14 protein-coding genes are annotated in these 14172 nt (G+C 62.5%); 4 read left to right on the forward strand and 10 right to left on the reverse strand.

Features of this window, described 5'->3' with window-relative positions; all coding sequences use genetic code 11:
* Nucleotides 1-40 precede the first annotated feature (40 nt).
* Nucleotides 41-1231, forward strand: a complete 1191-nt coding sequence (locus tag AC07SZ_RS23675) for an O-succinylhomoserine sulfhydrylase (protein WP_172374920.1) — start codon at nt 41-43, stop codon at nt 1229-1231.
* A 33-nt stretch (nt 1232-1264) separates the two neighbouring features.
* Here the strand turns inward: AC07SZ_RS23675 and AC07SZ_RS23680 are convergent, their stop codons facing one another.
* Nucleotides 1265-2416 carry a ceramide glucosyltransferase gene (locus AC07SZ_RS23680; RefSeq protein WP_494916115.1) on the reverse strand — a complete coding sequence of 384 codons (1152 nt, stop codon included), beginning with the start codon at nt 2414-2416 and terminating at the stop codon, nt 1265-1267.
* A gap of 300 nt (nt 2417-2716) precedes the next feature.
* Between AC07SZ_RS23680 and apaG the strand changes: the two genes are divergently transcribed.
* A complete protein-coding gene (gene apaG / locus AC07SZ_RS23685; protein ID WP_056570466.1) occupies nt 2717-3109 on the forward strand; it encodes a Co2+/Mg2+ efflux facilitator ApaG/CorD in 393 nt (130 codons plus the stop codon).
* 36 nt (nt 3110-3145) lie between these two features.
* Here apaG and AC07SZ_RS23690 read toward each other — a convergent pair whose 3' ends face one another.
* From AC07SZ_RS23690 to AC07SZ_RS23700, 3 genes are all read right to left on the reverse strand, one after another.
* Nucleotides 3146-4177, reverse strand: a complete 1032-nt coding sequence (locus AC07SZ_RS23690) for an Hsp33 family molecular chaperone (protein ID WP_081294919.1) — start codon at nt 4175-4177, stop codon at nt 3146-3148.
* 100 nt (nt 4178-4277) lie between these two features.
* Nucleotides 4278-5189 (reverse strand): ornithine carbamoyltransferase, encoded by a 912-nt coding sequence (argF, locus tag AC07SZ_RS23695; protein ID WP_056570462.1) that lies wholly within the window; start codon nt 5187-5189, stop codon nt 4278-4280.
* Between the two features lie 16 nt (nt 5190-5205).
* Nucleotides 5206-6405, reverse strand: a complete 1200-nt coding sequence (locus tag AC07SZ_RS23700) for an aspartate aminotransferase family protein (protein WP_494916118.1) — start codon at nt 6403-6405, stop codon at nt 5206-5208.
* 357 nt (nt 6406-6762) lie between these two features.
* Here AC07SZ_RS23700 and AC07SZ_RS23705 point away from each other — a divergent pair, with 357 nt between their 5' ends.
* The gene (locus tag AC07SZ_RS23705; protein ID WP_056570053.1) at nt 6763-7281 is read left to right on the forward strand and encodes a GcrA family cell cycle regulator; all 519 of its coding nucleotides are present in this window, start codon (nt 6763-6765) and stop codon (nt 7279-7281) included.
* Nucleotides 7282-7335: 54 nt separating this feature from the next.
* Here the strand turns inward: AC07SZ_RS23705 and AC07SZ_RS23710 are convergent, their stop codons facing one another.
* The 3 genes from AC07SZ_RS23710 to AC07SZ_RS23720 all read right to left on the reverse strand — a co-directional run bounded on the left by AC07SZ_RS23710 (nt 7336) and on the right by AC07SZ_RS23720 (nt 10546).
* Nucleotides 7336-8343, reverse strand: a complete 1008-nt coding sequence (locus tag AC07SZ_RS23710; RefSeq protein ID WP_172374924.1) for a magnesium and cobalt transport protein CorA — start codon at nt 8341-8343, stop codon at nt 7336-7338.
* 97 nt (nt 8344-8440) lie between these two features.
* Complete coding sequence (phoU, locus tag AC07SZ_RS23715) at nt 8441-9166, reverse strand: phosphate signaling complex protein PhoU (protein ID WP_172374926.1); 726 nt, start codon at nt 9164-9166, stop codon at nt 8441-8443.
* 114 nt (nt 9167-9280) lie between these two features.
* Nucleotides 9281-10546: an ATP-binding protein gene (locus tag AC07SZ_RS23720; protein WP_056570046.1), complete on the reverse strand. Its 1266-nt coding sequence runs from the start codon at nt 10544-10546 to the stop codon at nt 9281-9283.
* A gap of 212 nt (nt 10547-10758) precedes the next feature.
* On the opposite strand from AC07SZ_RS23720, the gene ppk2 reads away from it, so the two are divergent.
* A complete protein-coding gene (gene ppk2, locus AC07SZ_RS23725; protein ID WP_056570044.1) occupies nt 10759-11667 on the forward strand; it encodes a polyphosphate kinase 2 in 909 nt (302 codons plus the stop codon).
* Nucleotides 11668-11716: 49 nt separating this feature from the next.
* On the opposite strand, the gene AC07SZ_RS23730 is transcribed toward ppk2, so the two are convergent.
* From AC07SZ_RS23730 to AC07SZ_RS23740, 3 genes are all read right to left on the reverse strand, one after another.
* Complete coding sequence (locus AC07SZ_RS23730; RefSeq protein WP_081295035.1) at nt 11717-12463, reverse strand: enoyl-CoA hydratase-related protein; 747 nt, start codon at nt 12461-12463, stop codon at nt 11717-11719.
* An 8-nt stretch (nt 12464-12471) separates the two neighbouring features.
* Complete coding sequence (locus AC07SZ_RS23735) at nt 12472-13110, reverse strand: acyl-homoserine-lactone synthase (RefSeq protein ID WP_494916120.1); 639 nt, start codon at nt 13108-13110, stop codon at nt 12472-12474.
* A gap of 98 nt (nt 13111-13208) precedes the next feature.
* Complete coding sequence (locus tag AC07SZ_RS23740) at nt 13209-13940, reverse strand: helix-turn-helix transcriptional regulator (protein ID WP_056570038.1); 732 nt, start codon at nt 13938-13940, stop codon at nt 13209-13211.
* Nucleotides 13941-14172 lie beyond the last annotated feature (232 nt).

Below are 14172 nucleotides of genomic sequence, written 5' to 3' on the forward strand. Positions count from 1 at the left end.
CGACTTTCGCGGCCGGTTTTTTTGTGTCTGGAATAAAGCGATGAGCACCAAGAAGCGCAACTGGAAGCCTCAGACAGCCCTCGTGCATGGCGGAACCCTGCGGTCCGGCTTCGGCGAAACCTCCGAGGCGATGTATCTGACGCAGGGCTATGTCTACAAGACGGCGCAGGCGGCAGAAGCCCGTTTCAAGGGCGAGGAACCAGGTTTCATCTATTCCCGCTACGCCAATCCGACCGTCGACATGTTCGAAAAGCGCATGTGCGCGCTCGAAGGCGCGGAGGATGCGCGCGCCACGGCATCGGGCATGGCCGCGGTCACAGCGGCCCTTCTGTGCAGCGTCAAGGCCGGCGACCATATCGTGGCGGCGCGCGCGCTGTTCGGCTCCTGCCGCTGGGTGGTCGAGACGCTGGCGCCGCGATACGGCATCGAGGCCACGCTGGTCGACGGCACCGACATCGCCAATTGGGAAAAGGCGGTCAGGCCCAACACCAAGCTCTTCTTCCTGGAAAGCCCGACCAACCCGACACTGGAAGTGGTCGACATATCAGCCGTCGCCGCACTGGCCAATTCAATCGGCGCGCGGCTTGTCGTCGACAATGTCTTCGCCACGCCCTTGCAGCAAAAGCCGTTGCAGCTTGGCGCGCATATCGTCGTCTATTCGGCGACCAAGCACATTGACGGCCAGGGCCGCTGTCTCGGCGGCGTGATCCTGTCGGACAAGAAGTGGATCGACGAGAACCTGCACGACTATTTCCGCCATACCGGCCCCAGCCTGTCGCCCTTCAATGCCTGGACGCTGCTGAAGGGCCTGGAGACGCTGCCGCTGCGCGTGCGCCAGCAGACCGAGAGCGCTGGCAGGATCGCCGATTTTCTCGCCGAGCAGCCGCAGATCGCGCGTGTCATCTATCCCGGCCGCGCCGACCACCCGCAGGCCGATATCGTCAAGAAGCAGATGTCGGGTGGCTCGACGCTGATCTGCCTCGATGTCAAGGGCGGCAAGCAGGCAGCCTTCGCCCTGCAGAATGCACTCGACATCGTGCTGATCTCGAACAACCTTGGCGACGCCAAGAGCCTGATCACCCATCCGGCGACGACGACGCACAAGAATTTGAGCGACGAAGCCCGCGCCGAACTCGGCATCGGGCCCGGTACGTTGAGATTGTCGGCCGGCCTGGAAGACACCGACGACCTTCTGGAGGACATCGCACAGGCGTTGAAAGCCGCCCAATAGCAGGCCGTCCAGACGGCGTCGACCGCGGCGGGTTCAAGCGCGCGACGGCGTCTCTTCAAGTTCGGCGGCCTTGGTGCCGATGGTCATCGCGTTGCCGCGCCAGTCGACAGCGCCGCCGAGCCAGCCGCGCGCCCACATGGCTGGAAGCATCAAGTCCCGCACAATCATCGCCGCGACCATACGCGGCGACAGGTACCAGCCGTTGGACCAGGCCAGTGCGCATTCCGGAAGGTAGAAGGCCGCAAGCACGGCGACGGCTGTCAGCGGCAGGCTGAAGCCGGCGCTTGCCGCCGCACCCAGCGCAAGCACCAGCGGCACCCCCGCGCCGGTCAGGATTTCAGGCGCGAAGAACAGAGGAAAGGTAACGCGGCGCAGGCGCGCCCAGCGAGCCTGGCGGGACCAGATCTCGCCAAGCGTGCGGCGGCCAAGCGGCTGTTCGAAGGGCGAAGCGACGAGATTGACGCGCAGGCCGACCCCATTGACCAGCTTGGTCGCGGCGGCGTCCTCGGCGATTTCGGCTGCCAGCGCGCGGATGCCGCCATTGGCATCCAGCATCGGCTTGTTCCAAAGCATGCTCTTGCCCTGGGCAAAGCCAAGGCCGAGCGCCTCACCGGCATACTGCCAGCGCGCCTGCAGCGTGTTGAGGAAGGCGCATTCGACCTCGGCCCAGAAGCCATCCGGCCGTGAGCCTATCGGCGTCGAGCAGACAAGGCCTGTGTTTGGCCGCCACGCCGCAATCAGATGCTGGATGTAATCTCTGGGCATCAGCACGTTGGAATCGGCCAGGACGACCCAGTTGTGCCGCGCCGCCTCCCAGCCCTTGACGCAATTGTTGAGCTTGGGATTGGCGCTGACGCGATCGTCACCGATCAACAGCCGGGCCGGCACCTCGGGGAAATGGGCGATGGCCTGTCTGATCAAACCGACCACCGGATCATCGGCGTGGGCAACGCAGAAGATCAACTCATAGCGCGGCCAGTCGAGCGAGAAGGCGCGTTCCAGCGTCTCGTGCGTGAACGGCTCGACACCACGCGACGGCACGACAATCGACACCGGCGGCAACTTGCCGGCAGGCCGTGCGATCGTGGTGCGCCGTTTCAGCCGCGAAGCGGCCAGCGCGATGCTGGCAGCGTTGGAAAGGATAAGAGCAGTCGAAAGCGAGGTGGCTATGAGAGTGAGTTCCATCGAGGTCTGGGCACTCCGGAAGAGACGGCCCGCGGTGTGGCCGCTTTCAACAGTTCGACAGAGCGCCGAGTCGCTCGGTTCGCGCACACCACCATTGTCATGTGTCACTTAAATGACATTCTTTGCCGGCACCTGCCTTTCGAGGACGAGCGCGTCAAGACGCGCACGTTGACCTCCTCGCCTGGAGGGCCGAGAGTTTTATTTTGTTTGAGCATGGCCTTTGAACAAACGGGAAGCGTTTGACCGAGAAAACCGGTTCCACTTTTCGCGATCATGCTCGATATCGTTTTGGAGCCGCTTATGTACCGCGCCGTAACGCGCAATATCGAAGTGCAGGTCAGGCCGTTCTATCTCGAGGACCGTTCGGATCCTTCCGAGAACCGCTACGTCTGGGGCTACCAGATAACGATCGACAACCAGTCGGACGAATTCGTGCAGCTTCTGTCGCGCTATTGGCACATCACCGACGGCGCCGGCCGGGTCGAGGAAGTGCGCGGCCCCGGCGTTGTCGGCGACCAGCCCGAACTCAATCCCGGCGACAGCTATCAATACACGTCGGGCTGCCCGCTCTCGACACCGTCAGGGATCATGGTCGGACGCTATACGATGCGCAACCAGCGCGGCGAGACATTCGACATCGCCATCCCGGCCTTTTCGCTGGATCTGCCGGGAACGAGACGGACGGTGAATTAGCGTCCTTCTCCCCGTTGCACGGGGAGAAGGCTCGACTCACTGCGCAGCGAATTCCGCAGGGTCGAAGTCATATTGCTTCGAGCAGAATTCGCAGGCGACGTGGATGCCGCCATCCTCGGTCGAGTCCTTGATCTCCTGCGCGGAGAAGCCCTCGAGGATGCCGCGGATCTTGTCCCTGGAGCATGAGCACTGGTCGGCGACGGGGACGCCGCCGAAAACGCGCACGCCATGCTCATGGAACAGGCGATAGAGCAGCCGTTCGGCGCCGATCGTCGGATCGATCAGCTCTGTCGGTTCGATGGTGCCGAGCAGCGCCAGCAATTCCTGCCAGGAATTGTCGGCCGGATCGTGGATCTCCTCGCGTGGATCGCCGTCGCCGCCGGGCAGGTCCGGAACGCGCATACGCTCGGGGGACTGCGGCAGGAACTGCGCCAGGATGCCGCCGGCACGCCACTGTTCGCGCGCGCCACCAGGGCCCGGCGTCAAAAGCTTGGCCACAGACAGCCTGATATCCGTCGGAATCTGTTCCGACTGGCGGAAATAGGTACGCGCCGCGTCCTCCAGCGTCTCGCCGTCGAGTTGCACGATACCCTGATAGCGCTGCATGTGGGCACCCTGGTCGATGGTCAGCGCCAGCACGCCGCTGCCGAGCAGCGTCTGCTGGGACGTCTCTCCTGCCGCGACCAGCGCCTCGAGCCGATCCGCATCGAAGCGCGCATAGGCGCGCAGCGCCGAAGGCGTCGTGAAATCCGCCACCAGCATGTCGACCGGCCCGTCGGTGCGGGTCTGCAGGATGAACTTGCCCTCGAATTTGAGCGAGGTGCCGAGCAGCACCGTCAGCACGCAGGCTTCCGCCAGCAGGCGGGCGACCGGCTCGGGATAGTCGTGGCGGCTGAGGATGGCGTCGAGCATCGGCCCGAGCTGGACCGTGCGACCGCGCACGTCGAGCGGGCCGACCTCGAAAGGCACGACATGGTCGTCGCCGGCATAGCCGAACTCGCCGAGTTTGGGGTGATGTTCAGTCACTTGATGCGTTTCCAACATGACAAAGCTCCAGGGCGCGGCCATGCCGCCCGCTGGGGTGCATGCGTCCAAACGCGCTTGATTTGCGTGATGCGGCGCAGATAGGCATCGCGCCCCCGCAGATCAAGCGCCCGGACACTTCATCTCAAGCACCAAGACACCAGGCGAGCACCGCCTTCTGGGCGTGGAGCCGGTTCTCGGCCTCGTCGAAGACCACCGAATGGGGTCCGTCGATAACCTCGTCGGTCACTTCCTCGCCGCGATGCGCCGGCAGGCAGTGCATGAACAGCGCGTCCGGCTTGGCATGCGCCATCAGCTTCGCGTTGACCTGGTAGGGCGAGAAGACGTTGTGGCCACGGGCGCGATGCTCCTGGCCCATCGACACCCAGCAATCGGTGACGACGCAGTCGGCCTGGTCGACGGCTTCCTCGGGCGAGCGGGTGAAATGGAGCTTGCCGCCATGCGCCCTGGACCAGTCGACGTGCTTCTGCGCCGGCTCGCTGCCTTCGGGAACGGCGACATTGAGGTTGAAGCGGAACCGTGCAGACGCTTCGAGCAGCGAATGCAGCACATTGTTGCCGTCGCCGGTCCAGGCGATGGTCTTGCCGGCAACCGGACCGCGATGCTCCTCGAAGGTCATGATGTCGGCCATCAGCTGGCAGGGATGGGTGTCGTCGGTCAGCCCGTTGATCACCGGCACAGTGGCGTTCTCGGTCAGTTCCAGCAACCGGTCATGCGAGGTGGTGCGGATCATGATCGCGTCGACATAGCGCGACAGGACCTTGGCGGTGTCGGCGATGGTTTCCGAGCGGCCGAGCTGCATCTCGGTACCGGTCAGCATGATGGTCTCGCCGCCAAGCTGGCGCATGCCCACGTCGAAGGAAACGCGTGTGCGCGTCGACGGCTTGTCGAAGATCATCGCCAGCACCTTGCCTTCGAGCGGCTTGGTCCGCTCACCAGCCTTGAGGCGCGCCTTTCGCACCACCGCATCGTCCAGCATGAAACGCAGGTCGCCCTCGGAAACGGTGGAAAGATCGGTAAAATGGCGAACTGACATCAGCAATATTCCGGAATTACTTCGCGGCGGCCACGGCGATGGCGTCCGCCAGGCCTTTGGCACCAGCGCGGATGCGGTTGAGCGCTTCGTGGATCTCGGCGTCGGTGACGGTGAGCGGCGGCAGCAGGCGGATGACGTTGTCACCGGCCGGAACCGCCAGCAAATGCTGGTCGCGCAGCGCCATGTTCACCTTGGTGTTGGGCATGGCGCATTTGAGGCCAAGCATCAGGCCGGTGCCCCTGATGCCTTCGATGACATCGGGAAACTCGTCCGCGACCGCCGCCAGGCCTTGCTTCAACAGCAATGCCTTGCGCTGCACATCCTCGAGGAAGCCGTCTTCGAGCACCACATCGAGGACTGCATTGCCGACAGCCATGGCCAGCGGATTTCCGCCGAAGGTGGTGCCGTGCACGCCCGACGTCATGCCAACCACGGCCTCGTCGGTGGCCAGGCACGCGCCCATGGGGAAGCCGCCGCCAATACCCTTGGCGATCGCCATGATGTCGGGCGTCACGCCCGTCCACTCATGCGCGAACAGCTTGCCGGTGCGGCCGATGCCACACTGGACCTCGTCGAAGATCAAGAGCAGGCCGTGCTGGTCGCAGAGCTGGCGCAGCCGCTTCAACGATTGTGTGGGCACCGGGCGAATACCGCCCTCGCCTTGCACCGGTTCGATGAGGATCGCGGCGGTTTCCGGCGTGATCGCCTTCTCGGCGGCATCGATGTCGTCGAAGCCGACCTGGTCAAAACCTTCGACCTTGGGGCCGAAGCCTTCGAGGTATTTGTACTGGCCGCCGGCGGCGATGGTCGCAAGCGTGCGGCCATGGAAGGCGCCTTCGAAGGTGATGACGCGGAAGCGCTCGGGATGACCCTTGACGAAGTGGTAGCGCCGCGCCGTCTTGATCGCGCATTCCAGCGCCTCGGCGCCGGAGTTGGTGAAAAACACCTTGTCGGCGAAGGTGGCATCAGCCAGGCGCTCGCCAAGCCGGCTCTGTCCCGGGATCTCATAGAGGTTGGAGACGTGCCAGAGCTTGCCGGCCTGCTCGGTCAGCGCCGCGACCAAATGCGGATGGCCGTGGCCAAGCGAATTGACCGCGATACCGCCGGCGAAATCGAGATATCGCTCGCCCTTGTCGGTAACCAGCCAGGTGCCTTCCCCGTAGTCGAAAGCCAGGGGTGCGCGAGCAAAGGTCTCGTAAAGCGCCGAACCGCTCATTATATGCGTCTCCGGTACCGGAAAATCAAAAAAGCCGCCAAAGCGGCGGCCTTGTGCGGCTTATCGTGTTTTTCGGCCATGAAGTCAACGAAAACGTCGCGTAGTGCGCGCGGCAAGCCCTCCAACGCGATGCCGGCTCATAAGCGACCGGGCAAGTTGGGGAAAACCGAAAAAACCGATTCGTGTTGCACTTGGGACTCTTGTCACCGAGTCAGCGCATAAGGTAATTGTAGTCGAGAAATAACTAGATTTCGTGCGGCGGACCTAATCACCAGATATATGTGGTGTCTGCCCCAGCAGTGGTGCTGGGTCGGGAGTGGATTCCGATTGCCGCACGCTTAGCAGGAGCGCGGTCTCATGAACTGGACTGACGAGCGGGTCGAACTTCTCAGAAAACTGTGGTCGGAGGGTCTGAGCGCAAGCCAGATTGCCGCTCAGCTTGGAGGGGTGAGCCGCAATGCCGTCATCGGCAAGGTGCATCGGCTGAAGCTGTCGGGCCGCGGCCGCGCAACGGCGACGCCGGCACGCCAGAAGAAGGCGACACAGGGCTCGACCGTCCAGAAATCGGTGGCGCGCGCCGCAACCACGGCTCGCCATGTCACGGCATCGATCGGCGCGACCGCCCTTCAGACGCAATTCGACGCCGAGCCGGTGGCGCGACACTATATCCGCCCGGTCGAGAATGTGGTGGTACCGATCTCTCGGCATCTGCAACTCGTCGAACTGACCGAGCGCACCTGCAAATGGCCGAACGGCGATCCGTTGTCGGAGGACTTCAATTTCTGCGGCAACGAAGCCGCAGAAACCGGTCCATATTGCAAATACCACGCCCGCGTGGCCTTCCAGCCGGCGGCGGAGCGCAGGCGCAATCGCTGAGCGCCAAGTAGTGAGTAGTGAATTTCACTACTTACTAATTTCTACTGACTTACCTTACAGCCAGCCATTCTTGCGAAACCGCCAGTAGAGAACCGCGCAGATCGCCGCGATGGTCGCCAGCACCATCGGGTAGCCATATTCCATCTTCAGTTCCGGCATGTCGGTGAAGTTCATGCCGTAGATGCCGGCGAATGCCGTCGGCACGGCCAGAATGGCCGCCCAGGAGGCAAGTTTCTTCGAGATCGCCGTTTCCTGGCTCTGACCGACCAGCAGGCTTGCCTCGAACGCGAACGCCAGCACCTCGCGCAAACTGTCGATCTTTTCCTGGACAGTGCGGATGTGGTCGGTCACGTCGCGAAACAGCGGGTGCATGGCTGAATGGATTTGCGGCAGGTCGGCGCTGGTCAGCCGGCGGCAGACTTCCACCAGCGGCAGCGCCGCGTTGCGCAGGCGCAGGAGATCGCGGCGCAGCATATAGAGCCGCTCGATGTCGGGACCGGTCATCGGCTTCAGCAGGACCTTGTCTTCGATCGCCTCGACCTCGTCCTCGATCTGCTCGAGAACGGGCATGTAGTTGTCGACGATGAAATCGAGAATGGCATAGAGGACGAAATCCTCGCCCTTGGCCAATGAATGCGGGCAGCTTTCCCAATGCTGGCGAACGGCGGCGTAGGAGGTCGACGGGCCATGCCTGACGCTGACGATATAGCCCGAGCCAACGAACAGATGCGTCTCGCCGAAGGTCACCCGTCCTTCGATCAGCTGCGCGGTGCGGGCGACGATGAACAGCGCGTCACCATATTGCTCGAGCTTCGGCCGCTGGTGCGGATGCTCGGCATCCTCGATCGCCAGTTCGTGCAGATGGAATTGTGCCTGGACGCGCAGCAGAAGGTCACGGTCCGGTTCGAGCAGCCCGATCCAGACGACGTGTCCCGATTTCTTGGCCCAGTCGCCGGCTTCCTCGATCGGAATATCGGCAATACGCCGCCCGGCGGTGTAGACACTGGAGGCGATGATGCCTGACGTTGGTATGGCAGGCTTGAACTCTCGCACATATTCCATCGCAGCCTCCTGAAGGCAGGACCTTTATCAAGGCCTGAGAAGCTTAACGCGAGGATAGTTTAGCGCAATATGATCTAGCGTTCGAGAGGAAGAGCGTTCATTTCGCCGTCAGCGTCGCGGAAAGACTTATCTTATCGGTCTTGTCGCCTTTCGGGCGCTCGGCCGGCATCTGGTCGCCAGTGACGATGTAATAGATGGTTTCGGCGATGTTGGTGGCGTGATCGCCGATGCGCTCGATGTTTTTGGCGCAGAACAGAAGATGCGTGCAGGGTGTGATGTTGCGCGGATCCTCCATCATGTAGGTCAGCAATTCACGGAACAGCGACGTGTACATGGCATCGATCTGGTCGTCGCGGTCACGCACGAAGCCGATCTTGTCGACCGAGCGCGAGGCATAGACGTCGAGCACTTCCTTGAGCTGCGTCAGCGCCAGGTTGGCCAGCGCCTCCAGGCCACGAAACAGGCTGGTTGGCTGACGGCCGTCGGTGACGGCGACCACCCGCTTGGCGACATTCTTGCCGAGGTCGCCGACCCGTTCGAGATCGGCGGAGATGCGGATGGCGCCGACGATCTCGCGCAGGTCCGTCGCCATCGGCTGGCGTTTGGCGATGATGATGATCGCCTTGTCGTCGATCTCGCGCTGCCCTTCATCGAGCACGGCGTCATCGCGAATGACTTTCTGGGCCAGTCCCGGATCGGCATTGACGAGAGCGGCGACCGCCTGCTCGACCATGCGCTCTGCATGGCCGCCCATAGCGGCGATGCGCTTCGACAGATATTTCAGCTCCTCGTCATAGGCGCTCATGATGTGCACGGACTGCATGAATGAAATGCCTTCCCACGGGTTCTTTACTTTGAGTCGTTTCCTCGAATCCCCGCTGATACGCTAGCGGGATGACAGAAAAAAGAAACGGTCCAGGGGAAAACTAGGGCGAGATCAGTGCGTCGGCAAATGAACCGAGAAGGCGGCGCCCTTGCCGACCTCGGATTTGATCGTCAGCCTGGCGTTATGGCGCGTCAGAATATGCTTGACGATCGACAGGCCGAGGCCGGTGCCTTTCTGGGTCCGGCTGGTCTCGACGTCGATGCGATAGAAGCGCTCGGTGATGCGAGGAATGTGTTCCTCGGGAATGCCGGGGCCGAAATCCCGGATCGTCACGTCGATGCCGGGTTCGGAATCGAGGTCGCCGCGCGCGATCGACACCAGGACACGGCCGCCCGACTGGCCGTATTTGCAGGCGTTTTCCAGGAGATTCTCGAAAACCTGGAACAACTCGTCGCGATCGCCCGGCACATTGAGAGGCCCCTTGGCGAAATCACGCTCGATGGCAACGCTGTTTTCGCGGGCAAGCGGGGCCAGCGAATCGATGACGCTGTCGACGGTCTGGCGCAGGTCGACCTCCGTCCCGGGCTTCAGATACGGCTTCATCTCAAGCCGGGACAATGACAGGAGATCATCGATCAGCCGCGCCATGCGGCCGGTCTGGTTCTGCATGATCTGCAGAAATTGCTCGCGCGCCGCCGGATCGTTGCGGGCCGGTCCGCGCAGCGTCTCGATGAAACCGGCGATCGAGGCCAGCGGAGTGCGCAATTCGTGGCTGGCATTGGCGATGAAGTCGGCGCGCATGCGGTCGATCCGCCGCGTCTCGCTCTGATCCTTGAACACCAGCACATAGAGATCGGTGCCGTGCCCGACCGAGGACGCGCTGACCCGGTAGGCCCGCTCGACCGGCAGCTTCTCGGTATAGTCGACGACATCCGAGGCGAGAGTACCCGACAACACGCTGTCGAGCAGGGTCTGCATTTCCGGCGCCCGGAATTTCAGCGGCAGCGATATGCCCGGTGCGATCCCGCCAAAGGCGGCAAACGCGGCGGCGTTGGCATGCACGATGGTGGCGGCATGGTCGAAGATGATGAGCGGGTCGGCGACGGCCGCCGCCAGATATTCGCCCGACAGGCGCTGCAGGCCGATCGCCTCGATCGCGGCGGCACCATCGGCGGACTGGCCGAGTCCCGCGGCCGGCAGCATCGCCGCCGCAAGCAACAGGAGCAGCGCCGGTACCAGCGCGTAGGCGGACACGCCCGCGAAGGCAAAAGCGATCAGAACCGCGGCGACACCGGCAGCAAGCAGCCAGCGGCTGTTCCACAGCCGGGCGGCCAGGATTTGCGCCATGCCCTTCTGCCCTGCGTCCAGATCAGTCATTCGCTCGCGCGCCCGCGCCCCATCGGTCGTGCGGCAGCGGAAACTTCCGCTGGACCGCTCCGCGCATGATCCCGTAAATCGGGAATCGATTCTCGGAAAGGATCATGCGCAAAATCAAAAGTCCTGCAGCGTCGTTTGCGCGTCCAGACGGACGCGCGGTCTGTAGTGGCTCCCAATAGCATGAGTCCGAAAGCTGGAAAGGGTTCGTCAGCATGAAAAATGCCAAGGAAAGTTCCGCCGCGCCGGCTTCGGGTCCGCTGAAGATCAGGATCGACGGCAAGGAACGGGAATTCGACATCGAGAATCCCGAGCTTCCGGAGTGGGTCGAGGCCAAAAAGCTGACCGCGGGAGGCTACCCCTACGACAAGAAGATGAAAAGCGACGAGTATGACGAGACGCTCGAAAAGTTGCAGATCGAGCTCGTCAAGGCGCAGGCATGGCTGCAGGCGACCGGCAAGCGGGTGATGGCCCTGTTCGAGGGCCGTGACGCCGCCGGCAAGGGCGGCACGATCTTCGTGGTGCATCAGTATCTCAACCCGCGCACGGCACGCAACGTGGCGCTGACCAAGCCGACCCAGCCCGAGCTGGGACAATGGTACTACCAGCGCTATGTCGACCACTTCCCGACATCGGGCGAGTTCGTCACTTTCGACCGCTCCTGGTACAACCGCGCCGGCGTTGAGCCGGTGATGGGCTTCTGCACGCCCGAACAGCACGAGAAGTTTCTCGACGAGACGCCCCATTTCGAACGGATGATCGTCAATGACGATATCCATTTCTTCAAGTTCTGGCTGAACATCGGCCGGGAAACGCAGCTCGAGCGTTTTCATGACCGTCGCTACAGTCCGCTGAAGAGCTGGAAGTTCTCGCCGATCGATGTCGCCGGCATCACCAAATGGGATGATTACACCAAGATGCGCGACACCATGTTCGAGCGGACCCACAAGGCGTTCGCGCCATGGATCATCGTGCGGGCCAACGACAAGCGCCGCGCGCGGCTGGCGGTGATGCGGCGCATCCTGTTGTCGCTGCCCTATGAGGGGCGCGATCTCGATATCATCGGCAAGGAAGACAAGAAGATCATCGGCGAAGGACCGTCATTCCTGGGCAAGGAGGGCTGAATTCGCCGTGCCGCGTGGCCTCCACGCGGCACGGCATTCTTCGCGATCCTCAGGCCGCCAGCCTTGCAATGCGCTGCAGGCGCCGCAGCGTGGTGTCGTCCTGCAATGCCTGCTGGAACAGCGATATCTCCTGGTCGATGCGATCGCACAGCGCGCCGGTGTTCCCCTTGAGCAGCCCACGGGTCTGCAGAAGGGCAGCGACCGGCTTCTTGGCCAGCTGCCTGGCCCGTCCGAGCGTCGCCTCCTCCACGCCGTCATGCACGATCTCGGCGACGAGACCGAGCGCCCTGGCATCCTCGGCGTGGAGCGTGTCGCCGAGGCAAAAGAAGCGGAAGGCGCCGGCATAGCCGAGCTTCTGCGGCGCCAGGATGCTGGTCGCCGCGTCCGGCACAAGGCCGAAATCGACGAACGGCACCCGGAACGTGCTTTCATTGGAGGCGATCACCATGTCGCAATGGAACAGGATCGTGCAGCCGACGCCGACGGCATCGCCGTCGACGCAGGCGAGGATAGGCTTCGGGAACGTCGCCAGCGTGCGGAACATGTCGGTGACGGCGGCGATGAGCTTCTGATGCTTGGTGGCGTCGAGGAATTCGGAGAAGTCGCCACCGAGGCAGAAACAGCCCGCCAGGCCACGCAGCACGACGACACGAACCTCATCATTGTCGGCGGCTTCGTGGAACGTCCTGGCAAGGCTTTCATAGGCCCTTCTGTCGAGCACCGGCCGGCCGTCATTCGACGACACGGTGACGATGAGCGTGTGGTTGCGCAGTTCCGGTTGCGGGTGCATGGCCATCTCCGATCTCATGACGCCCTCCTTTGGCCGAACATGTCTGGATATCCCCTGGCCAGAACGGGAGCATGATGATTGCGGCGCGAACGCACCACATCCAGCGTGTGCTCGGTGAAGGAGAGCAGTGTCGCCACGACCTGCTGATTTCCGTAGGTGCGCTGGTAGCCTAGCGGCGTCGCCAGGAAATGCAGTTGCAAGGCGCGCAATACCCACATCGGCTCGAACTCGATGATCACCTTGTCGACGCCGCGCTTCAGCCCCCACTCGACGAAGCCGGCGATCAATTCGGTGCCGACCGTCGAAACGCCGCGACGGCCATCGCGGAAGCCTGGAGCCACCGCATAGCGGGTCAATTCCCAGATGTTTGGGCCCGATGGCGGCGTTCCCTCGGAAAGGTCGGTCAGGACTTCGGTCAGCAGATGGGGCCGCGTGGTCGGCAACATCCTTTGATAGCCTGCGATTTCGTTGCCTCTGATGACGATCTGATGCACCGCCTCGTCATGGTCGAACTGGTCGACCTCGAATCCGTCCGGGCGCCGCAGGTCCTCCCACCCCATTTCTTCGACAAATATCTGATAGCGCAGCCGATGGGCGGCCTCCCAAAGGTCGGGACGTTCCATCAATTCCTGAGTTGTAAGACAAAAAAGCATGCCGTCGTCTCCTGGGTTTAAGAGGAAGATACGGCCGTGCTTCAGTGAGAAAATTGCGTGATCACGTAGGCAAGAATTTCTAGGTCGGCACGGCCGACCTAACTAATGTAGCCGCGCCTTATCGCTTCGGCGACAGCCTGAACCCGGTTGACGGCACCGAGTTTGCTTTTGGCGTTAAGAAGATGTTTCTCCGAGGTGTGCTCCGAGATGCCGAGGATTTGCGAAATCTCCCATTCGGACTTGCCGACAGCCGCCCATTGCAGGCATTCGCGCTCGCGCGGAGTCAACTCGATATGGTCGATGGTCTTGGCCGCCATGGTGTGGAGCTGCATGGCGCGGCCAACGGCATAGGTGGAGACCAGCGACACCAGGCCGAACTCTTCCGCCGACAGCTGCACGGCCTCGCCACCCAGCGACACCATGACGATCTGGCCGTCGAGTGTGATCAGCGGGAAAGCCAAGCCGTCGCGCAGCTTGAAGGCGCCGGCATCGCCCATCACTTCGCCGCTGCTCTTGTCGAAGCGAATGCCCTCGGCGGCTTCCCGCCACTGGAACGGCGCCTGCAGTTGTTTCATGTGGCTGACCACGGGATCGTGATCGACATAATTGCGCGACACGTAGCGCTCCAGCCATTCGACAGGCCAGTCGCACAGCAGCACATGCTGCTTTTGCTGCCCGGCCGGCGTGCCCGGCTGCGGAACGGTTCCGGCCATAAGCGCGGTCAGACCGAAATCCGACGTTATGCCCAACAGCTTCTCGCAAACCACCGCCGCCGTTCCGGCGTGCTGCAGTTGGTCTATGTATTCCAGCGTACGATCGAATTGACCCATCGCAACATCAACCCCATGTTGCCTCATGCATTGAGACCGATGGTCCATGCCTTGCCTGCACTTTGCCACCGACCACGGATTGCAATCGCACTTTTCCGGTTGTGGTTCTCGACCCTGGTCCCCCAACCAAGGCAGCCACCGCTGTTTGCAAACGCGCTAAATCATATCCTGAAATCGGCGCGTTGAAATCAAAAACCATTGTGCCTGTATCATTTTCGTACCAAAACCAGTG

It is taken from the genome of Mesorhizobium sp. GW821-FHT07A06 (assembly GCF_059419085.1).